Genomic DNA, 21,560 nt, shown 5'->3' on the forward strand with positions numbered 1-21,560 from the left:
CCTACTGGCCAGCGGGCTGGGCGAGTGCAAGGGGAGTGGTGTCGATCTGCACCGGCTCGCCGGGACGGGCGTGCTGCAAGCCTTCGACAATGACTCGGTCACCGGGCTTGAGGCCCTCGGTGACGATCCAGCGGTCTTTCTGCACCCCGCCCAGTTGCACCGGGTGCTGCACCACGCGGTTCTCGGCATCCACCAGCAGCACCTGGGCGATACCGGCACTGTCACGCTGGATGGCCCGTTGCGGCACGCTGATGCCTTGCTGGTTGACGGCCTGTTCCAGGCGCACGCGCACGAAGCTGCCCGGCAGCAGGTCGAGGTCCGGATTGGGGAACTCGCTGCGCAGGATGATCTGCCCGGTGCCCGGGTCGACGCTGATATCGGCGAACAGCAGCTTGCCCGGCAACGGGTAGAGGCTGCCGTCGTCCTGGATCAGGGTGGCCTTGGCCTGGTCCTTGCCAACCTGCTGCAACTGCCCGGCGCGCAAGGCCCGGCGCAGCTCGTTGAGCTCGCGGGTGGATTGGGTCAGGTCGGCGTGGATCGGGTTCAACTGCTGGATCAGCGCCATGGGGGTGGATTCGTTCTGGCCCACCAGGGCGCCCTCGGTGACCAGGGCCCGGCCGACCCGTCCGGAAATCGGTGCGGTGACGGTGGCGAAGTCCAGGTTGAGCTTGGCGCGCTTGACCGCGGCCTGATTGGCCGCCACCTCGGCGTCGGCCTGGCGCCGGGTCGCCCGGGCGTTGTCGTATTCCTGGCCGCTGATGGCCTGGTCGGCGATCAGCTTGGCAAAGCGCTGTTCCTGCAGGCGCGCCTGGAAGGCACTGGCCTCGGCCTTGCGCAGGTTGGCCCGGGCGCTGTCCAGGTCGGCCTGGAAGGGCGCCGGATCGATGCGGAACAGCACATCGCCCTGCTTGACGTCCGAGCCCTCGCGGAAGGTCTGCTGCAACACCACGCCGGCCACCCGGGCGCGCACTTCGGCGCTGCGCGGCGCGGCGATGCGTCCGCTCAGTTCGCTGGTGATGGACAGGGCCTGGCTCTGCACCGTCTCGATCCGCACGGTGGCGGTTGGCGGTGCCTGTTCGCCTTCGGTCTTGCTGCAGGCGCTCAACGCCGTCGCCAGAACCAGCAGGCAGAGTGGCGCGAGGAGTTTATTCGACATGCTGATACCCCAATAATGACCTCGGCATGCTAAGGGCATGGGTCAAGGCCCGCTGTGAAGCTGTGTAGGTGCTGTGTGAAAAAGTGTGAAGCGGGCGCGCTTGCGCGATGAGTGTTGTATATCCTTGGCGCCTTGCTGCGGTGGCCCGGTGCTCTATAAGGAACGCCGCTACTCTGTATTTCTTCAATAAAGACCTCTTGTCATGCCCAATATTCTTCTTGTCGAAGACGACACCGCGCTCTCGGAGCTGATTGCCAGCTACCTGGAGCGCAATGGCTATCAGGTCAGTGTGATCAGTCGCGGCGATCAGGTGCGCGAACGGGCCAAGGCCAGCCCGCCGGATCTGGTGATCCTCGACCTGATGCTGCCGGGCCTGGATGGTCTGCAGGTCTGTCGCTTGTTGCGTGCCGACTCGGCCACCTTGCCGATCCTGATGCTGACCGCCCGCGATGATAGCCATGATCAAGTGCTGGGTCTGGAAATGGGCGCCGACGACTATGTGACAAAACCTTGCGAACCGCGAGTGCTTCTGGCCCGGGTGCGCACCTTGCTGCGCCGCAGCAGCCTCGGCGAGCCGCAGGCGGCCAGCGACCAGATCCTCATGGGCAACCTGTGCATCGACCTGTGCGAGCGCACCGTGACCTGGCGCGAGCAGTTGGTGGAGCTGTCCAGTGGCGAGTACAACCTGCTGGTGGTGCTGGCCCGGCATGCCGGCGAAGTGCTGAGCCGCGACCAGATCCTCCAGCGGCTGCGGGGCATCGAGTTCAACGGCACCGACCGCTCGGTGGACGTGGCCATTTCCAAGCTGCGGCGCAAGTTCGACGACCACGCCGGCGAAGCGCGCAAGATCAAGACCGTGTGGGGCAAGGGCTACCTGTTCAGCCGTTCCGAGTGGGAATGCTGATTCCATGCTGCGCATCCTGGTCCGGCTGTACCTGATTACCATCGTCGCCTTCAGCGCGGCGATCTACCTGATTCCGGACCTGGTGATCAAGGTCTTCCACGAGCGCTTCGTGGATTACAACCTGGAACAGTCCCGAGGCCTGCAAGGCCTGATCGTCAAGCAGTTCCGCGCAGTTCCCGCCGCGCAGTGGCCGGATCTGGTCAAGGAAATGGACCAGGAATTCCATCCGCTGCAAGTGGCCCTGGTGCGCATCGACGACCCGGACTTCAGCCTGTACGAGCGCGAACGCCTGGCTCGCGGCGAAAAGGTGGTCCGCCTGGGGGATTGGGGCTGGCGCACCCTGGCGGTGTCGCCGCTGGACGAGCAACTGGCGGTCAAGCTGGTGGTGCCGCCGGATCCGCTGGACGTCAACCTGCTGTACTGGAGCATCAACGTACTGATCGTCGCGGTGCTGCTGGCTTGCCTGCTGCTCTGGGTCAGGCCGCACTGGCGCGACCTGGAGCGCCTGAAACGCACCGCCGAGCGTTTCGGCAAGGGGCACCTGAGCGAGCGTACGCAGCTGCCCGGCAGTTCCAACATCGGCAGCCTGGCCCATGTCTTCGACACCATGGCCGGGGACATCGAGCAGTTGCTCAATCAGCAGCGGGACCTGCTCAACGCCGTGTCCCATGAGCTGCGCACCCCCTTGACCCGACTGGATTTCGGCCTGGCCCTGGTGCTCTCCGACGATCTGCCCGCGGCCAGCCGCGAGCGCCTGCAGGGGCTGGTGGCGCATATTCGCGAGCTGGATGAACTGGTGCTGGAACTGCTGTCCTACAGCCGCCTGCAGAACCCGGCCTGCCTGCCGGAGCAGGTCGAGGTGTCCCTGGACGAGTTCATCGACAGCATCCTCGGCAGCGTCGATGACGAGCTGGAGTCGGAGCTGGTCATCGATGTGCTGCTGCACGGCACCCTGGAGCGCTTCACCCTGGACCCGCGGCTCACCGCCCGGGCCCTGCAGAACCTGCTGCGCAACGCCACCCGCTACTGTGAAAAACGCATCCAGGTCGGGGTGCTGGTGAGCGACGAGCGCTGCGAAATCTGGGTCGACGATGACGGCATTGGCATTCCCGACGATGAGCGCGAACGAGTGTTCGAGCCGTTCTATCGCCTGGATCGCAGCCGCGACCGCTCCACCGGCGGTTTTGGCCTGGGGCTGGCCATCAGCCGCCGCGCCCTGGAAGCCCAGGACGGCACCCTGACCGTCGAGGCCTCGCCCCTGGGGGGCGCGCGTTTTCGCCTGAGCCTGCCGCCCCCGACCACTCGCTGAACGGCGCCCACCGCCTTGTAGCCGCTGCCGAACCTGCGCGGCTGCGATCGCCGACGCAGTCGGCGCAAAGCTGCAACAACGCGGCGTCTGCTCCAGCGTACCCTTAGGGCCCGTTCGCAGCCTGCGGCAGCGGCTACACAAACCGGCGTGCCTTCAAGGGCGCGCGCCAGCCTGCGGCCAGTCCCGCTTTTGGCCAATGCGCTGCCTTACGGCTCGTCACCGTCGCTTGCTATAGTTCGGGCCTCATTTTCCGCCCAGTAAAGGATCACTGCCATGTCCGAATACCAAGCCTTTCGCGTCGAACTCGCTGACAACATCGCCCATGTGCAGATCAATCGCCCGGAGAAGATCAACGCGATGAACGCCGCGTTCTGGAGCGAAATCGTCGAGATCTTCCGCTGGATCGACGACACCGACGCGGTGCGGGTGGTGGTGCTCAGCGGCGCCGGCAAGCATTTTTCCTCGGGCATCGATCTGATGATGCTGGCCGGGGTGGCCAACGAACTGGGCAAGGACGTGGGCCGCAATGCGCGCCTGCTGCGGCGCAAGATTCTCCAGCTGCAATCCTCCTTCAATGCCGTGGACAACTGCCGCAAGCCGGTGCTGGCAGCGATCCAGGGCTACTGCCTGGGCGGCGCCATCGACCTGATCAGCGCCTGCGACATGCGGTATGCCGCCGATGACGCGCAGTTCTCGATCAAGGAAATCGACATCGGCATGGCGGCGGATGTCGGCACACTGCAACGTTTGCCGCGTATCATCAGCGACGGCATGCTGCGCGAGCTGGCCTACACTGGGCGCACCTTCGGTGCCGAGGAGGCGCGCCGCATCGGCCTGGTCAATCGCACCTACAGCGATGCCTCAAGCCTGCTGGACGGGGTCATGGAGATTGCCCGGGAGATTGCCGCCAAGTCGCCGATCGCCGTCAGCGGCACCAAGGAAATGCTCAGCTACATGCGTGACCACCGGATCGACGACGGCCTGGAATATGTCGCCACCTGGAACGCCGCCATGTTGCAATCCACCGACTTGCGTGTGGCCATTGCCGCCCACATGAGCAAACAGAAACCCGAATTTCTGGATTGATAGACGATGATTGAACGCTGGACCACCGCAGTACTGGATACCGAACTTCCCGGCGGCTGGGCCGTGGCCCGTGGCCCGGACGGCTTTCTCTATGACGACAACGGCGCGCTGTTTCCCCGGCACTGGCTCAAGGGCCAGGACCTGCCGCTGCTGGCCGAGCACGGCATCGGCCACCTCGATGGCGAGCCGGTGTACCTGCTGGAGCTCAGTGGCCGCGCCGAGGTGCCCGGCTGCGGCTGGAAAGGCCTGCGGGCCTTCATGCTGGAGGGCGATCACACCCTGTACAAGGTCCTGGGCTACGCCGCCCAGATTGGCACCTGGGCCCGGGAACATCGTTTCTGCGGCAGTTGCGGCCGGCCCAATGTGCAGGTGCCCGGGGAACGGGCGATGTACTGCGAGTCCTGCGATCTGCGGGCCTACCCGCGCATTTCACCGAGCATGATCGTGCTGGTCACCCGTGGCGATGAAGTGCTGCTGGCCCGTTCGCCGCGTTTCGTCACCGGGGTCTACAGCACCCTGGCCGGCTTTGCCGAGCCCGGTGAGTCGGCGGAGGACTGCCTGATTCGCGAGGTGCGCGAGGAGGTGAGCATCGAGGTCAAGAACATCCAGTACGTGGGCAGCCAGTGCTGGCCGTTCCCGCACTCGATGATGCTGGGCTTCCATGCCGAATACGCCGGCGGCGAGATCGTGCCTCAGGAAGACGAGATCGAGGACGCCCAGTGGTTCAACGTCCATGCGCTACCGCCGTTGCCGGCCTCGCGCTCGATTGCCCGCTACCTGATCGATCTCTACGTGGCGCGTCGCCTAGGCCACGCTGAACCAGTGCTGCCAGGCTAGGCGCACGGTCAACCCGAGAACCACGGTGATGAACACCGGGCGAATGAACTTGGCACCACCGCTGATCGCGGTGCGTGCCCCGAAGAAGGCCCCGACCATCACCGACAGGCCCATGCACAGGCCGATGATCCAGTCCACCTGCCCGGAGAACACGAACACCGACAGCGCCGCGATGTTGCTGACGAAGTTCATGCTGCGGGCCACACCGCTGGCCTTGACCAGATCGATGGGGTAGAGCAGCAGGCTGCTCACGGTCCAGAACGCCCCGGTGCCGGGCCCGGCCACGCCGTCATAGAAGCCCAGGCTGAAGCCCTGGCTCGACTGCCACTTCTTCTTGATCGGTGCATCGCTGTCCAGCGGCGCCTTGGGCGTGCCGCCGAACAGCAGGTACAGGCCACAGGCGAAGACGATCACCGGCAGCATCTTGTTCAGCCACTCGGCCGGCAGGTAATGGGCGACGATGGCTCCGGTCAGCGCCCCCACCAGGGTGCCGATGATGGCGTGCATCCACTGCCGCGGGTGGAACAGCTTGCGCCGATAGAAGGTGAAACTGGCGGTGGCCGAGCCGAAGGTCGAGCTGAGCTTGTTGGTGCCCAGTACCAGATGCGGCGGCAAGCCCGCGGTCAGCAGGGCGGGCGTGGTCAGCAGGCCACCACCGCCGGCAATGGCGTCGATGAAACCGGCGATGAAGGCCACGAGGGCAAGGATGGCGAGTGTGGTCAGGTCTACGCTGAGTTCGAAGGGCATGGATTCGGCTTATTGTTCGGCGGAAGCGCAAAGGGGGCTGCGCGAAAGATCGCCATCTTACCTGCAACCCCGCCCGCTGCGCGACCGCCTCGACCTTGGTCTGGTACCCCTATCGTAGGAGCCGGCTTGCCGGCGAATGGGCCTCTGAGCCTTGCGCACGATCGGAGGACGCCCTCACTGGCAAGCCAGCTCCTACGGACGGCGCAGGGCCCGGAAAGCGTAGGAGCCGGCTTGCCGGCGAATGGGCCTTTGAGCCTTGCGCACGATCGGAGGACGCCCTCACTGGCAAGCCAGCTCCTACGGACGGCGCAGGGCCCGGAAAGCGTAGGAGCCGGCTTGCCGGCGAATGGGCCTTTGAGCCTTGCGCACGATCAGAGGACGCCCTCGCTGGCAAGCCAGCTCCTACGGACAGCGCAGGGCCCGGAAAGCGTAGGAGCCGGCTTGCCGGCGAATGGGCCCTTGAGCCTTGCGCACGATCGGAGGACGACCTCGCTGGCAAGCCAGCTCCTACGGACGGTGCAGGGAAGGGTCAGCGTTGCGGGCCGTTGCCGATCTGCCAGACAAAGGGCGGCTCGGTGCCGTTGATCTGCCAGTCACCGACGATCCGCGCCTTGTAGATCACCGGGTTGTGCGAAGACACGGTCCGCGCGTTGCGCCAGTGCCGGTCCAGGGCCTTGCCCTGGCGAATGTCCGAGGCCCCGAGGGCGTTGAACAGTTCGCTGGTGGCACGCTGGATCAGTTCGGTGACCACCACCTGTGCCGTGGCCGATTCGATTTCCGCCGCCACATTGGCCGCTCGTTCCTTCACCTCATCCCCGGCAAAGCGCGCCAGGTAGGCCTGCTGGGCCGGTGCCGCCGCGCGGACCGCCGCGGCCTCGGCCGCATACACCAAGGCGGCAATCTCGCCCACCACTTGCTGCACCTGGGCGTCGGCGCTGACCTGAGGCGCGTTGCCGTGGCTGTAGATGCGCTTGCGCACCCGCACTTCGTGGGCCACATCGCGCAGCGCGGCGCGGCCGATCCCGGCCAGGGTCGCCAGCAGCACCAGTTGGTAGAAGGCCGTCTGGTATTTGAAGCGGGTGGCGAAGTCGATGATGTTCTCGGCCTCGACTTCGGCGTCGTTGAAGCGCGAGGTGCCACTGCCGGTGGTGCGCTGGCCGAAACCGTCCCAGTCATCGCTCTGCTGGATGCCCGGCTGGCGGGTGCGCACCGCCGCGATCACATCGCCGCCGGTGTCGCTGCGCTGGGCATAGACGTCGATCCAGTCGGAGAAAATGCTTCCGGTGCTGTAGAACTTCTCGCCGTTGAGGCGCCATTTTTCGCCCTCCGGCGTCACCTTGGTCATCACCTGGCCAATCTCCACCGCGCCGATTTCGGTCCAGGCGCAGCCGACGATATCGCCCTCGACAAAGCGCTTGAACCACAGGTCCCGACCCGGCCCGGGCGGAGCATTGAGGCGGTCCTCGGCAAAGGCGAAGTGGCCGCGCAGGGCCTGGGGCACATTGGCGTCGGCTTCGGCCAGCTCGATCAGCAGCTGGAACAGCTGGGGCAGGGAGGCACCGCCGCCGCCATATTCCACCGGCACTCGCAGGGCACCGAAGCCGGCCTCCTTGAGCCATTGGATGGGTTCATAAGGCAAGGTGCGACTGTGCTCGCGCTCCACGGCCCCGGCGGCGATGCGCTGGAAGATCGGTCGGAAGCGCTCGGCCAGAGGCTCGTAATCGACCCCCAAGGACAATGGATTGATTACCTGGTGTTCAGTCATGGTGTAGCTCCTGGGTTCGGCAGAAAAAACAATGGGTGTCTGGGCGGGTCTCTGCACACAGCATGCCGACATCCCGCAGCCCGGTCTGCCTGGGGATGGGCCCAGGGGAAGGCCAGTCAACTGTTGCCCGGACAACACTTGATCAACAAATCGTCTGTTTGCGCGGTGTTTCGACGGCCCGCTCGCGGCGGGCAGGGGCCGTGGCCGACCCGCAGCAGCCAGGGCGCCGGCGTCGCCTGCCAGGGGACCGGAGCCCGGCCCGGCGCGCTTTGGCCGGGGGCCGCGAAGCGTCTTGGGCCGGTCGAGCCGGGGCCCCGACGGTGACTGGCACGCTTGCTGCTCTGGTCCTTGCACCTTTACCTGTCCCGAGGACCGAGCCATGAGTCAGCAAGCCGTCAAATTTGCCTATTGGGTGCCCAACGTCAGCGGTGGTCTGGTGGTGAGCAAGATCGAGCAGCGCACCCACTGGGGCATCGACTACAACCGCAAACTGGCACAGATCGCCGAGGAGGCCGGCTTCGAATACGCCCTGACCCAGATCCGCTTCACTGCCGGATACGGCGCCGAGTACCAGCACGAGTCGGTGGCCTTCAGCCACGCACTGCTGGCCGCCACCAGCAAGCTCAAGGTGATCGCGGCGATTCTGCCCGGGCCCTGGCAACCGGCGCTGGCGGCCAAGCAGCTGGCCACCATCGATCAACTGACCAACGGCCGGATCGCGGTGAACATCGTCAGCGGCTGGTTCAAGGGCGAGTTCCAGGCCATCGGCGAACACTGGCTGGAACACGACGAGCGCTATCGCCGGTCCGAGGAATTCATCCGTTCCCTGCGGGGCATCTGGAGCCAGGACCACTTCACCTTCAAAGGCGACTTCTATCGCTTTGACAACTACAGCCTCAAGCCCAAGCCCCTGGGCCGGCCGGAGATCTTCCAGGGCGGCAGTTCGCGGGCGGCGCGGGACATGGCGGCCAGGGTGTCGGACTGGTACTTCACCAATGGCAACAGCGTTGAAGGCATCAAGGCCCAGGTGGACGACATCCGCAGCAAGGCGGCGGCCAACCAGCATTCGGTGAAAATCGGCGTCAACGCCTTTGTGATCGCCCGGGACACCGAGGAAGAAGCCCGGGCGGTGCTGGCGGAGATTATCGACAAGGCCGATCCGGAGGCGGTGAACGCCTTTGGTGACGCCGCCAGGCAGGCCGGCAAGGCCTCGCCCGAAGGCGAGGGTAACTGGGCCAAGTCCAGTTTCGAGGACCTGGTGCAATACAACGACGGCTTCAAGACCAACCTGATCGGCACCCCGCAACAGATTGCCCAGCGCATCGTCGACCTGAAGGCGGTGGGGGTGGACCTGGTGCTGGCGGGTTTCCTGCATTTCCAGGAAGAGGTCGAATACTTCGGCAAGCGGGTATTGCCCCTGGTGCGGGAGCTGGAAGCCCAGGCCCGGCTCAAGGAGCAAGAAGCGGCGGCGTGAACGGTGCCTTGCTTGCCGGCGAAGCGGTTCACCAGCCTGATGCAAGGCTTGCGGACGCTTTCGCTGGCAAGCCAGCTCCTACGGGAAGGTGTTGCGCGAGATTGCCTTGTAGGAGCCGGCTTGCCGGCGAAAGGGCCTCTGGGTCTGGTGCAGGGCTTGAGGATGCCTTCGCTGGCAAGCCAGCGCCTACGGGAAGGTGTTGCGCGAGGTTGCTGTGTAGGAGCCGGCTTGCCGGCGAAAGGGCCTTTGGCCTCGGTGCAGGGCTTGCGGACGCTTTCGCTGGCAAGCCAGCTCCTACGGGAAGGTGTTGCGCGAGATTGCCTTGTAGGAGCCGGCTTGCCGGCGAAAGGGCTTCTGGGTCTGGTGCAAGGCTTGAGGATGCCTTCGCTGGCAAGCCAGCTCCTACGGGTGCGCTAGGTAAAAGAACCTTGGGCCGGGTTACAGGCCCAGGTCGCTAAGGCCTGGATGGTCATCCGGGCGCCGGCCCAGGGGCCAGTGGAACTTGCGTTCGCTGGCTTTGATCGGCAGGTCGTTGACGCAGGCGAAACGCCGGGCCATCAGGCCTTGTTCGTCGAACTCCCAGTTCTCGTTGCCGTAGGAGCGGAACCAGTTGCCGGAATCGTCGTGCCATTCATAGGCGTAACGCACGGCGATGCGGTTGTCGGTAAAGGCCCAGAGTTCCTTGATCAGACGGTAATCCAGCTCCTTGGCCCATTTGCGGGTGAGGAAGGCCTTGGCCTCTTCGCGGTTGTGGGCGAACTCGGCGCGGTTGCGCCATTGGGTATCCAGGGTGTAGGCCAGGGATACCCGCTCCGGGTCCCGGGAGTTCCAGCCATCTTCGGCCAGACGGACCTTTTCAATCGCCGACTCGCGAGTGAAAGGCGGAAGGGGCGGGCGCACTTGAGCGTTAGACGACATGATCTGTCTCCAATGAAAGTTGCTGTTCAAACAAAGAAGTTGCTCTTGTTTAAAACAATCAGAGGTCCAATAACTTTCGCGCCATGCATTGCGCATTATCAGCAGCACTGTGATCGCCCATGACAAGGGCAACGGTAATGGCGCCATCGATCAGGATCAGCAGTTGCGCTGCCAGTCCCTCGGGATGTTGCACGCCATGTTCCTGGCAAAGCTCGGTCACGTAATCGAGCAGTTTCTGTTTATGTTGTTTCGCCACCTGGCGCACCGGGTCTTGTGGATCGCCAGTCTCACCGCTGGTGTTGATAAAGGCGCAGCCGCGAAAACCTTCGGATTCGAACCAGCCCTTGAGCACGCTGAACAGCGCCAGCAGCCGCTGCGCAGAGCCTTCGGCCCGGTTCACTTCGGTCCTGTACCAGTGCATCCAGCGCTGGTCGCGACGCTCCAGGGCGGCCACCACCAGTTCGTCCTTGTTGCTGAAATAGCGATAGACGCTCTTTCTCGACACCCCGGCGGTCTTCACCAACAGATCCATGCCAGTGGCGGCAATGCCGCTCTTGTAGATCAACTTCTCGGTGACGTCGAGGATAATGTCGCGTGTTTCAGAGGGAGTGATTTCGTTCATGGAGCAAAGAGTAGAATGATCGTTCTCCTTGGTCAAATAATTATTTCGTTGGCCATCAAAGTTCCCCTGCCATGTAGGAGCTGGCTTGCCAGCGAAGGCGTCACCGGGTCTTGCGCAGCATCCGCAGGCCTCTTCGCCGGCAAGCCGGCTCCTACCGAATCAGGGGCTGCGGTTGCCTATGCAGGCGCTGGCTGCCAGTGAAGGCTGCGCAGTATCTCGCCGTTCAGGGCGGGGAATGGTCTTGTACAGGTCGGGCAGGGGACTCAGCCTGTTCCATGGTGTAAGCTCTTGCGCTCTTTGGATTTGAGCCACTGCGAGCCCTATGCCGTCGCTTTTCAAACGTTCCCTGCTGCCCAAGCTGCGCAGCTTTCCGCTGGCTGCCGAGGCCTTCACCACGCTGACCGGTGCTGCACAATTTCGCCGCACGCTGCTGGAGCAAATCGCCCAGGCCACCCGGCGTATCTACATCGTTGCCCTGTACCTGCAACAGGACGAAGCCGGCCAGGAGATCCTTGATGCCCTGCACGCCGCCAAGGCCGCCCGCCCGGAGCTGGACGTGGTGGTCGTGGTCGACTGGTTGCGCGCCCAGCGCGGCCTGATCGGTGCCGGCAAGCAGCCGGGCAATTCGGCCTGGTACCAGCACATGACCCGCACCCACGCCAGCGAAGTGCCGATCTACGGCGTGCCGGTGCAGACCCGGGAGCTGTTCGGGGTGCTGCACCTCAAGGGGTTCGTCATCGACGACTGCGTGCTCTACAGCGGCGCCAGCCTGAATAACGTCTACCTGCACAAGTTCGACAAATACCGCTTCGACCGTTACCACCTGCTGCACAACCAGGCCCTGGCCGATTCCATGCAGCACCTGGTGCAGCACGGCCTGGTGGCCTCGCGGGCGGTGCATCGCCTGGACCTGCCGAACCTGCCCAGCACCCGCAGCCTGCGCAACGACATCGGCGATCTGCGCAGCCGTCTCAAGCACGCCACCTACGACACCACCGCCGGCAGCCTGGACAAGAGCGAGCTCTCGGTCAGTCCATTGCTCGGGGTCGGCAAGGGCAACCCGCTGAACCGGGTGATCTGCGAGCTGATCGCCGGCGCCCAGCGCCAGCTGACCATCTGCACCCCGTATTTCAACCTGCCGCTGCCGGTGACCCGGGAAATCAACCGGGCCCTGGAGCGTGGGGTGAAGATCGACATCATCGTCGGCGACAAGACCGCCAACGACTTCTATATCCCCCCTAGCGAGCCGTTCAAAGTGATCGCGGCGCTGCCGTACCTGTACGAGATCAGCCTGCGGCGCTTCGCCAAGCGGCATCAGAAGGTGATCGACAGCGGCCAGTTGAACCTGCACCTGTGGCGTGACGGCGACAACACCTATCACCTCAAGGGCATGTGGGTCGATGAGCGCTACACCTTGCTCACCGGCAACAACCTCAACCCCCGGGCGTTTCGCCTGGACCTGGAAAACGCCCTGTTGCTGGACGACCCCAAGGGCCAGTTGCTGCCAGCGCGCAGCGCCGAGCAGGCGTTGATCTATCGCCACACCCGGCGCATCGAGCACTTCCAGTATCTGGAAAGCCTGGTGGACTACCCCGAGGCCGTGAGCAAGTTCCTGCGTCGGGTCAGTCGCGTGCGTATCGAGCGTCTGCTTTACCGCATGCTGTAACTCGGCGTCGCTGCCGAGCCTGCGGGGCTGCGCAAGGGCCCGCAGGACCTGCAGCGATCAGAGGGGCGCCATTGCCTGCGTTGGCATGCCGCCCAAGCCGTTCGCAGCCTGCGGCCGCGGTTACAGGGATCGGGGCTGTGGCCAGATGGCGATCAGTACCAGCAGGATCGCTGCCAGCAGGTAGGGCAGGCGCGGTTCGATGGCGTAGATCAGGCTGGCGGCCATGGGGCCGATGACCACGCCCAGGCCCTGGGCGGCGCCGATGCTGCCGGCGGCCGCGCCTTGTTCCGAGGCTTCCACGGCATTCGCCGCCAGGGCCGAGAACGACGGAAACACCCCGCCCATGCCCGCCGCCGAAACAAAGAACGCCAGCCACAGGCCCCAGGCGCTGTCCACCAGCATGCTGCCGGCATACCCCAGGGCCGAGAGCAGCGCGCCGTAGCGGATCATCCGCAAGGGCGGCCATTCCAGCTTGCGCACCAGCAGTTGGGCGCAGATCAACGCCACGCCGACCATGGCCAGGGCCACCCCGGCGGTCTGTGCCGCGGCGGCCGGGTCCAGTTGCAGGCGATCCAGGGCATAAAAGCTGACGGTGATCTGGGCGATGGACACACACAGCATGGCGACAAAGGCCACCGTCATCGCGCGCACCAACCGTGGGTCGTTCAAGCGGACCTGGCTGGGGGTGTGCCTGAGGTGCAGTTCCTGGCGCGGCAGCTTGTAGCGCAGCACCAGGAGCGCCAGAAACGGCAGCACCGCCATGGCGTAGAACGGCAGGCTCAGGCTGTAGCGGGCCAGCAGCGCGGCAATTGCCGGACCGACCACCAGGCCCACGGCGTTGGCCGCGCCGAGGGTGGCCATGGCCCGGGCGCGATGCTCGGGTTCGACGTTGTCGGCGATCAGGGCGAAGCCGCCCACCGGAATCGCCGCATAAAAGGCACCGATCAGGCCGCGGCCGAGCATCAGGCCGAAAAAGGCCATGGCAACGCTGGGCACGCTTTGCAGCGACAGATCGATGAACAGGCACAGGGCCCAGTAGGCGAGGGTGAAGCCGGCGGTGCCCAGCAACAGTACCCGGCGCCGGCCGAAGCGGTCGCTGGCCTGGCCCCAGGGGCGCGCCAGGAGCATCCAGATCACGCCGGAAACGGTCACCGCGGCGCCGGCGTGCCAGGTCTCCAGGCCCAGCGCCCGGGTGATTGGACCGATCAGCGAGACGAACGCCATCATCGCCATGGTGCAGGCCATGTAGGCGGCCATCAGCGGCAGCAGCGAGAAGGGCGTGGCAGTCAGCGGCGCGCCGGCAGCTAAGGGGCGAGACATGCGGGGTCTTCCATGAAAGCGATTGGGCCGTGAACGTTAGCGGGATAACGCGTCACAGCCCAGCCTTATCTGCACAGCGATGCTGTGGTTGGCCCGGGATCGGCTGGCGAAGAGGGCCTTGAGACGGGGGTTGGACTCAAGGTCGCTTTCGCCGGCAAGCCCACTGCTACGAGTGTTGCGATGAGCCACCGGTGTTGGCGCCTGGGCGTCGAGCTCAGTTCAGGCCCAGTTTGCCGCGTAGGGTCGAGAGGTCTTCGGCCAGGGTGTTGACCGGGCCCACCAGGGCCTTGCGGTCGCTTTCCTTGACCTTGTCGTAGGTCATGAAGCCGCCGTCGGCGGTTTTGTACTTGGCCAGGATGCTGTTCACCGTGGCGAAGTTCTTGTCCACCTTGGCGACAAAGGCCTGGTCCTGCCTGGCGATCTGGCCGCGGAACAGATCGACGATTTTCTTCGCGCCGTCGATGTTGCCCTGGAAGTCGTAGAGGTCGGTGTGGCTGTAGCGGTCTTCCTCGCCGGAGATCTTGGTCGCGGCCACTTCTTCCAGCAGCGCGGCGGCGCCTCCCACGACCTTTTCCGGCGGGAAGGTCAGGCCGGCGACGCGGGTCTGCAGGTCCTTGACGTCCTTGTTCAGGCGCTCGGCCAGCGCGCCCAGGCCGGCGGTGCTGTTTTCCGCGAACAGCGAGTATTCCAGGCGGTGGAAGCCGGTGAAGTCTTCGGCCTTGACGCCTTGCTCGTGGTCGTCGACCCGGGAGTCGATGGCGGCGTCGAGGTCACTGAAGAGTTCGGCGATCGGTTCGATCGATTCGTAGTAGACCCGGGTCGGCGCGTAGAGCTTGCGGGCGGTGGCCAGGTCGCCCTGTTTCACCGCGTCGGTGAACTGCTGGGTATGGCTGGCCAGCTCGTCGAGCTGTGCGGTGACGTAGATCTTGTAGTCGGAGATTGGCCCCACCAGTTCCAGGGGCGCGGTGGCGGCGAACGCCGACAGCGGAGCGTGGAGCAAGCCAAGGGTCAGCAACACAGCGAGAGGCGACTTTTTCATGGGACGTTTCCGTGGGGGTGGTGGTGTTGGGGTGTCAGGCCGTGGCTGTCGCTCGGGTGGCATCGAGCAGCGAGCGGCCGATGAAATCCTCGGCGCCGGTGACCCCCGGCAGGGTGAAGAAGTAACCGCCGCCGGTGGGCTTGAGGTACTCCTCCAGGGGTTCGCCGTTGAGGCGGGTCTGTACCGCGATGAAGCCTTTCTCCAGGTCGGCCTGGTAGCAGATGAACAGCAGGCCCATGTCCAGCTGACCGTTCTTGTTGACGCCGTTGGAGTAGTTGAACGGCCGGCGCAGGATCAGGTTCTGCCGGGTCTGCGCGGTACGCGGGTTGGCCAGGCGGATGTGGGCGTCGAGCTTGGTGAGCTTGCCGTGGGGATCCTTGTCGTAGTCGGGCACCTGGCTTTCCTTCTGGCCGTCCATGGGCGCGCCCGTGGTCTTGATCCGGCCGATGATGCTTTGCTGCTCTTGCAGCGGGGTGCGGTCCCAGCGCTCGACGAAGTTGCGGATGATCCGCACCGCCTGGTAGCTGCCATGGGCCGCCCAGGCCGGTTCGTCGCTGCCGGGCTGGACCCAGACGATCTGCTGCATGGCCTGTGGGTCATTGGAATCGGGGTTGGCCGAACCATCGCGAAAGCCCAGGAAATTGCGCGCGCTCTGCGCCGGTTCGCCGGGTTTGGCCGGGGCCTGGGGCGGCACGCTGCCTTCCTGTTTCCAGCGCACCAGCAGCAGGTCGGGCAGGTTCTTCACGATGTCGCGCAGGGCGTGGATGTTGGTGTCGGCGGTGTTGGCGCAGAACTGCAGGCTCAGGTCGCCGTGGCAGCAGGCCGGCTCCAGGGCATCGTTGGGGAATCCCGCCATGCGTATCAGGCGCTTGGGCTTGGCGGCGGCCAGGCCGAAGCGCTCGTCGAACAGCGAGGCGCCCACCGAGACGGTGATGGTCAGGTTGTCCGGGGTCACCACCGGGCCGAGGATGCCGGAGTCCAGGGGCGGCAGTTTCGGGTCGACCTGGGTCACCGGGCCGCCGCTCATGAGAAAGGCGATGCGCTCATTGAGGGTGCGGAACAGCCGCTCCAGCTCGTCGCGGTTGCGGGCCAGGACATCGAAGGACACAAGCATGCCGGCTGCCGGACGTGGGGTGACGATGCCGCTCTGGTGCCGGCCGTGGAAATCGTGACGGTCCAGGGTCCGGTCGCTGCTCGGGGCTTCGGCGACCTGGGCCGGCGCGGCGGCCATGGCCGGACAGCTCAGGCTGCTGCCGGCCAGGGCCACGCCGGCGGCGCCCATGCCCAGCAGTACGCGCCGGCGTTGGGCGCTGAAGGAGGTGTTGGCTTGATCTGAATCGTTCATGGAAGGCTCGTCTGGTTACAGGCCGGAAAGGCCGAGTGCGGGGTCGATGGCGTCGAGGGCGTCGGCCAGGGCCTTGGCCTTGTCGGCGATCTCTTGGCGTTGTGCAGCGCTGACCTGGTCGTAGTCCACATAGCCAAACCCTTGGCGCAGGCTGTCGAGGCGGGCCGCCAGGGCCTGGGTGGCGCCGTCCACCTGGTTCAACAAGGGGGCGGCCGACTTGCTCAGCAAGGGGCGCAGCAGGTCGACGACCTTGCGCGTGGTGTCCAGGTTGGCGGCAAAACCGTTGAGGTCGCTGTGGCTGTAGCGCTCCTCTTCACCGCTGCCGGCTCGCTGCTCGGCCAGGCTGCGGATGTTGCGCGCCACCACGCCGACCAGCTGTTGCGGCGCCAGGGTCTGGGCCAGCAACTGTTCCTTGAGACGGGCCACATCGCTGGACAGGCCTTGCGCCACCGGGGCCAGGCCGGCCAGGTCGCGTTGCTCGAACAGGCCGTATTCCAGGCGATGGAAGCCGCGAAAGCCCGGGTCCTGTTCGCGCTGCTCGAAGTAGTCGGCGCGGGCATTGATGGCGTTGTCCAGCTCGGCCAGGCGCTGGGCCGCCGGCGCCAGACGCTGATAGGCGGCACGGGCCGGCAGGTACAGGGCCTGGGCCTGCTTCAGGTCGCCGGCGTCGATGGCTTGCTGCAAGGCGCTCACCGCCTTGACCAGGGCGCTGCCGGAAACACTGAGGTAGACCCGGAACTCCGACAGCGGCCCGACAAAGGCCAGCAGCGAGGGGCCGGCCTTGGCCTGGGCGTCGGACTCGGCGGTGGCCGTCACGTGCAAGGTGCCCCGCGGGTTGCTCAACAGTCCGCAGGTCATGGCGTAGTCACCCGGTTGCAGGTTGGCGTTGATCACCTGGCTCAGGCCCGGAGCGATGTTCTCCCGCTCCTCGACCACCAGCACGCCGTCGAGGATTTCCCATTCCACGGCGCGCTCGGAGCGGTTGACGATGCGAAAGCTGGCACGCCCGGCCGCAACGGTCAGGGCGTTGGGCTCACAGCCCTTGGGGTGGATGGTCAGGGTGATTTCGCCCTGGTGCGCCTGACGCTTGTCGGCGGCCAGTTGCGCGGCGTAATAGAACAGCCCGCCGGCGGCGATCATCACGATCACCGAGCCGGCAACCGCCCAGCGCAAGGCGCGAGGGGGCGAGGCCTGGGGAGAGGCTTGCTGGGTCATGGGGGAGCCTTACTGACGGGAAACGGAAGAGGTCGGGGCGGGCGCCTTGGCCGCGCTGCCGGCGGGCAGGAAGAACAGCACCAGGGTCACCGCCAGGTACAGCCCATAGGCGCCGAGGGTGCTGAGGGTGGGCGCGTCCTGGTAACCGAACATGCCGGCCAGCACCGAGCCCAGCGGGCTGTCCATGGGCAGGCTGGCGCTGAAGTCGAAGAGCACGGTCTGCCAGTGGTTCCAGATTCCGGCTTCGTGCAGGGCCTGTACCGAGTTGGCGAGGATGCCGGCGGCCACCACCAGGATGAACAGCCCGGTCCAGCGGAAGAACGCCCCGAGGTTCAGGCGCATGCTGCCGGTGTAGATCAGCCAACCGACGATGATTGCCCCGATCAGGCCCAGCAGGGCACCGATGGGCGCGCCAGGTCCTTCGCTCTGCTGGAACACCGCCAGCAGGAAGAACACGGTTTCCAGGCCTTCCCGGGCAACGGCGAAGAACACCATGGCGATCAGGGCCATGACCTGATGCCGGGAGCCGGCCAGGGCCTGGTCCAGGGACGCCTGCAGGGAGTGCTTGATGGAGCGGGCCACCTTGCGCATCCAGAACACCATGGAGCTGAGGATGCCCACGGCCACCAGGCCGACGATGCCTTCGAACAGTTCCTGCTGTTTCTGCGGGAACTCGGCGCTCATCAGCTCCAGGCCGCCGCCCACCAGCAGGGCCAGGGCCGCGGCGAGAAACACCCCGATCCACACCGCGGGCATCCACTGGCCGCGGCCGGTCTGTTTCAGGTAACTGGCGATGATGCCAACGATAAGCGCGGCTTCAATCCCTTCGCGCAGCATGATCAGAAATGGAACGAGCATTCAGCACCGGCGGGGCAATGGGTAGGGAGCTAATTTGTAACATAATGATACTCATTGCTAAATGAAGATGATTGGCATCCGCTGAACCTGAGCTGAACGAGATTTGTTTACTTCTACGGCGGGGTTTGGCGCCCATCCCCCACCCGGCATGGGCCGGCTGGGCGGCGCAGAGAGGCGCGAGAGATGGGTTGAATAGGCTGGCGCAATCGCTGGCCAGCCAGCGCCTACGGGGGGAGGGAGATGCAGGTTTTGGCGCGGGCGGCTCAGCCGCGGTTCTGTTCGGTCAGGCGTTGCACCGCCAGGCGCCGGTAATGGGAAGGGGTCATGCCCTTGAGCTGCTGGAAGCGTCGGTTGAAGTTGGAGATGTTGTTGAAGCCCGATTCGAAGCACACGTCGGTCACCGGTTTGTCGCCAGCGGCCAGCAGTTCGCAGGACTTGCTGATGCGCAGGCGATTGACGAACTCGATGAAGCAGCGGCCGGTGGCTTGCTTGAACACTCGGGAGAAGTAGCTGGCTTTCATCCCCAGGTACTCGGCGACTTCCTCCAGGGGCAGCTCCCGGGCGTAGTGGGCAAAGATATAGTCCACCGCGCGGTTGGTGCGGTCGACGCTGTGTTCATCCGCCAGTTGCCCGCGGGTGGCGCTGGACAGCAACTGGTAGTCGTCGCAGGCCGCCAGCAGTTCCATGAGGATGAAGAAGTGGCCGAGCCGGGTGATGCCGCTGGAGTCGGCGATACGCTGCATCAGCGGCATGGCCTGGGCGATGGTCTGCGGGCAGCGGAACTCGATGCCGTACTGGGCCCGCTCCAGCAGGGGACTGAGGTTCTTCAGTTCGCTGAAGATCTGGCTGCCGCTGTCGAAGAGCTCGTCGGTGAAGTTCACCAGCATGTCGCGCTTGGGCACCACTTCGTCCTCGGCCACCTGGCTGATCCAGTTGTGGGGCAGGTTGGGGCCGGTGAGGAACAGGGTGTGCGGATAGAAGTTGCCGATGTAGTCACCGATGAACACCTTGCCGGCGCTGGCGACGATCAGGTGCAGCTCGTACTCCTTGTGGAAATGCCAGCGTACCAGTGGGCTGGGGAAGCCGTGCTGGCGATAGATGATCGACAAGCCGTTGTGGTCGTCCATCAATTCATAGGAAGGGTCGGTGATCTTGCCGGGTCGGCTCATGGCGGGAGACAGTTCTTGTTGTTGGCCCGCCCGATAATGCCTCGCGGCCTTCCCGTGCACCAGTAGGAACTGGCTGGCCAGCGAAGGCGCCCACCCATTCAACGCCTTTGCGACCCTATTCGCCGGCCCTGCAACCACCCGCGGCTCCTGCGAGGGCGCCGGGGTCAGGAGGCGGGGCGATTCTTCGCCTCGATCCACTGCGCCATGTATTGGGTGCTCTTGTGATGATGGTGGCGCAGCATGGCGCCGGTGAAGTTGTCGCGGCGCAGCTGTTCCAGGTGCTGGCGGCACTGCTGCAGGCGCTGGATCAGCGCCGGGCCGTGAATCTGCCGGCGGTAGCGCGCCTCCAGCAGGCGCGCGCCCGCGGCCTGGGCCTGGTTCCACAAGGCCTGATCCTGATACAGGCGCACCGCCGCCGAGGCCAGGGCGCTGGCGGATTCGGCCACCGCCCCGGGCCACGGCAGGTCGTCCTGGGACATGGATTCGCTGCCCACCGGGGTGGTCACGCTGGGGGTGCCGCAGAGCATGGCGTCCAGCAGCTTGCCCTTGATCCCGGCGCCGAAACGCAGGGGCGCCAGGCAGATCCGCGCCGCGCTCATCACCTGCAGCGCGTCTTCGGCCCAGTTCATGATGTGAAAGCCCTGGGCCGGGTTGTGCAGAGCCGCGGCCTTGGGCGGGGTGTAGGCGCCATACAGGTGCAGTTGCGCGCCGGGCAGTTGCTGGCGGATCAGCGGCCACACGCGGTTCTTCATCCACAGCACGGCGTCCCAGTTCGGCGCGTGACGGAAATTGCCGATGCTGAGGAAGTGCGCCCGCTGTTCAAAGGGCGGGAACTGGCCCGGCAACCGGTCCAGCATCAGTGGGCACCAGTGCAGCAAGGCCGGGGGCAGGCGGAACTGCTGCACCAGCAGGTCGATCTCCACTTCGGAGATCATCAGGCTCAGGTCGCAGCGGTAGATGGCGGCGATCTCGCGCTTGGCCAGGTCGGTGTCGGCCATGTGGCGGAATTCTTCCAGCGGCGCCCGGCGGAACAGGGCGCTGAAGTCATCCTCGTCGGCGCCGGCCTTGAGCTGATCCTTGAGTCGCTGGTGGCGGGCGTGGCGCAGGCATTGCAGGTCCGAGGTTTCCAGGACCCGCAGGGCATTCGGGCAGTGCTGCTCGACGCGCCAGCCGAACTGCTCTTCCATCATGAACTGGTCGAACAGCACGATATCCGGCGCCAGTTCGGCGACGAAGCGGTCGAAACTGCTGTTGTTGAGTTCGATCGGGCACTCGCGGATGCCCAGCGCCGCCAGGTCCTCCTTGTGCTCGCCCTCGTTGGCCGGGCTGCTGAAGGTCAGCTCCCAACCCTGATCGAGAAAGCTCTGGAGGATCTGCATCATGTGCCCGCCGGCAGCGGAGGAGCGGGGTTCTGGCCAGACGTAACCAATGATCAGGACTTTGGTTGCGGCGGTGGGACTCATGAGCGGGTATTCCTGGCAGGCGGGGGCAAAAAAAGGTCGCCATTAAACCACAGCCGGCCGCCACCGGATCAGCCGAGGATGCTGCGCACCTTGTCCCGCAACTGATCGATGGAGAAGGGCTTGCCGATCACCGCCATGCCGGCCGGCACCTCGATGGATTCGGCGTAACCGCTGGCGAACAGTACCGGCAATTGCGGGCGCAACTGCCGGGCCCGCTCGGCCAGTTCGCGGCCGTTCATGCCGGGCAGGCCGACATCGGTCATCAGCAGGTCGATGCCTTGCCCCGTCTCTTCCAGCAGGTGCAGCGCGGCGTCGCTGCCATCGGCTTCCAGGACATTGAATTCGAGTTCTTCGAGAACATCGACAATCAACATGCGCACGATGGCATCGTCTTCGACGACTAGGATGGTGGTAGCGCTGGCGGGCATAGGGACACTCTCAAGAAATGAATTCGGTGGGGCGGCGTGACAGGCGGCCCTGTGCATCAGTAAGTGGCAGCTGGCCACAAGTTCCCGAAGCTGTACAAAAAAATGCTCTTGTACAAGCGTCGGCAAGAATAACCGCTTCCTTTGTCCCAGCGCAGCTTCAATTGCAGTTGTGAACCCACAGGTTATAAAAAATAGCTGCAATGGCCGAATGTGGGGCAAACTTCGTTTTTTTTTCCGGC

Annotated in this window: 19 protein-coding genes; 6 read left to right on the forward strand and 13 right to left on the reverse strand. The window is 65.2% G+C overall.

The window, feature by feature from the left end:
* Position 1: 1 nt before the first annotated feature.
* The gene (locus PST29_RS14330; RefSeq protein ID WP_060839084.1) at positions 2-1,156 is read right to left on the reverse strand and encodes an efflux RND transporter periplasmic adaptor subunit; all 1,155 of its coding nucleotides are present in this window, start codon (positions 1,154-1,156) and stop codon (positions 2-4) included.
* Positions 1,157-1,358: 202 nt separating this feature from the next.
* Here PST29_RS14330 and PST29_RS14335 point away from each other — a divergent pair, with 202 nt between their 5' ends.
* The 4 genes from PST29_RS14335 (at position 1,359) to nudC (ending at position 5,292) form a co-directional block, all read left to right on the forward strand.
* Positions 1,359-2,060 (forward strand): response regulator transcription factor, encoded by a 702-nt coding sequence (locus PST29_RS14335; RefSeq protein ID WP_060839085.1) that lies wholly within the window; start codon positions 1,359-1,361, stop codon positions 2,058-2,060.
* 4 nt (positions 2,061-2,064) lie between these two features.
* Positions 2,065-3,369: an ATP-binding protein gene (locus PST29_RS14340; protein WP_060843457.1), complete on the forward strand. Its 1,305-nt coding sequence runs from the start codon at positions 2,065-2,067 to the stop codon at positions 3,367-3,369.
* Between the two features lie 273 nt (positions 3,370-3,642).
* The gene (locus PST29_RS14345) at positions 3,643-4,455 is read left to right on the forward strand and encodes a crotonase/enoyl-CoA hydratase family protein (protein ID WP_060843458.1); all 813 of its coding nucleotides are present in this window, start codon (positions 3,643-3,645) and stop codon (positions 4,453-4,455) included.
* A gap of 6 nt (positions 4,456-4,461) precedes the next feature.
* Positions 4,462-5,292, forward strand: a complete 831-nt coding sequence (nudC, locus tag PST29_RS14350; RefSeq protein WP_060843459.1) for an NAD(+) diphosphatase — start codon at positions 4,462-4,464, stop codon at positions 5,290-5,292.
* On the opposite strand, the gene PST29_RS14355 is transcribed toward nudC, so the two are convergent.
* On the reverse strand, positions 5,260-6,039 hold the full coding sequence (locus PST29_RS14355; RefSeq protein WP_060839089.1) for a TSUP family transporter: 780 nt from the start codon (positions 6,037-6,039) through the stop codon (positions 5,260-5,262). The two genes, nudC and PST29_RS14355, sit on opposite strands and share 33 nt — an antisense overlap.
* A 529-nt stretch (positions 6,040-6,568) precedes the next feature.
* Positions 6,569-7,804 (reverse strand): acyl-CoA dehydrogenase family protein, encoded by a 1,236-nt coding sequence (locus tag PST29_RS14360; protein ID WP_060843460.1) that lies wholly within the window; start codon positions 7,802-7,804, stop codon positions 6,569-6,571.
* Between the two features lie 379 nt (positions 7,805-8,183).
* Between PST29_RS14360 and sfnG the strand changes: the two genes are divergently transcribed.
* Positions 8,184-9,278: a dimethylsulfone monooxygenase SfnG gene (gene sfnG, locus PST29_RS14365; protein ID WP_060843461.1), complete on the forward strand. Its 1,095-nt coding sequence runs from the start codon at positions 8,184-8,186 to the stop codon at positions 9,276-9,278.
* A 438-nt stretch (positions 9,279-9,716) separates the two neighbouring features.
* Here the strand turns inward: sfnG and PST29_RS14370 are convergent, their stop codons facing one another.
* Positions 9,717-10,196, reverse strand: a complete 480-nt coding sequence (locus PST29_RS14370; RefSeq protein WP_060843462.1) for a nuclear transport factor 2 family protein — start codon at positions 10,194-10,196, stop codon at positions 9,717-9,719.
* 58 nt (positions 10,197-10,254) lie between these two features.
* The gene (locus PST29_RS14375; RefSeq protein WP_060839093.1) at positions 10,255-10,818 is read right to left on the reverse strand and encodes a TetR/AcrR family transcriptional regulator; all 564 of its coding nucleotides are present in this window, start codon (positions 10,816-10,818) and stop codon (positions 10,255-10,257) included.
* Positions 10,819-11,140: 322 nt separating this feature from the next.
* On the opposite strand from PST29_RS14375, the gene pssA reads away from it, so the two are divergent.
* A complete protein-coding gene (pssA, locus tag PST29_RS14380; RefSeq protein ID WP_060843463.1) occupies positions 11,141-12,484 on the forward strand; it encodes a CDP-diacylglycerol--serine O-phosphatidyltransferase in 1,344 nt (447 codons plus the stop codon).
* Between the two features lie 120 nt (positions 12,485-12,604).
* On the opposite strand, the gene PST29_RS14385 is transcribed toward pssA, so the two are convergent.
* The 8 genes from PST29_RS14385 to PST29_RS14420 all read right to left on the reverse strand — a co-directional run bounded on the left by PST29_RS14385 (position 12,605) and on the right by PST29_RS14420 (position 21,321).
* Positions 12,605-13,804: an MFS transporter gene (locus PST29_RS14385; RefSeq protein WP_060843464.1), complete on the reverse strand. Its 1,200-nt coding sequence runs from the start codon at positions 13,802-13,804 to the stop codon at positions 12,605-12,607.
* 214 nt (positions 13,805-14,018) lie between these two features.
* Positions 14,019-14,843, reverse strand: a complete 825-nt coding sequence (gene efeO / locus PST29_RS14390) for an iron uptake system protein EfeO (RefSeq protein WP_060839096.1) — start codon at positions 14,841-14,843, stop codon at positions 14,019-14,021.
* Between the two features lie 34 nt (positions 14,844-14,877).
* Positions 14,878-16,188, reverse strand: coding sequence for an iron uptake transporter deferrochelatase/peroxidase subunit (efeB, locus tag PST29_RS14395; RefSeq protein WP_060843465.1), 1,311 nt, complete (start codon positions 16,186-16,188; stop codon positions 14,878-14,880).
* A 15-nt stretch (positions 16,189-16,203) separates the two neighbouring features.
* Positions 16,204-17,403, reverse strand: coding sequence for an iron uptake system protein EfeO (efeO, locus tag PST29_RS14400; protein WP_060843466.1), 1,200 nt, complete (start codon positions 17,401-17,403; stop codon positions 16,204-16,206).
* Positions 17,404-17,412: 9 nt separating this feature from the next.
* Positions 17,413-18,261, reverse strand: a complete 849-nt coding sequence (gene efeU, locus PST29_RS14405; RefSeq protein ID WP_060843467.1) for an iron uptake transporter permease EfeU — start codon at positions 18,259-18,261, stop codon at positions 17,413-17,415.
* Positions 18,262-18,524: 263 nt separating this feature from the next.
* Positions 18,525-19,430, reverse strand: a complete 906-nt coding sequence (locus tag PST29_RS14410; RefSeq protein ID WP_060841937.1) for an AraC family transcriptional regulator — start codon at positions 19,428-19,430, stop codon at positions 18,525-18,527.
* A gap of 164 nt (positions 19,431-19,594) precedes the next feature.
* The gene (locus tag PST29_RS14415) at positions 19,595-20,893 is read right to left on the reverse strand and encodes a glycosyltransferase (RefSeq protein ID WP_060839100.1); all 1,299 of its coding nucleotides are present in this window, start codon (positions 20,891-20,893) and stop codon (positions 19,595-19,597) included.
* Positions 20,894-20,961: 68 nt separating this feature from the next.
* Positions 20,962-21,321, reverse strand: a complete 360-nt coding sequence (locus tag PST29_RS14420; protein WP_060839101.1) for a response regulator — start codon at positions 21,319-21,321, stop codon at positions 20,962-20,964.
* Between the last annotated feature and the right edge of the window lie 239 nt (positions 21,322-21,560).

Origin of the sequence: Pseudomonas sp. St29 (assembly GCF_001547915.1) — a bacterium.
GTDB lineage: Bacteria > Pseudomonadota > Gammaproteobacteria > Pseudomonadales > Pseudomonadaceae > Aquipseudomonas.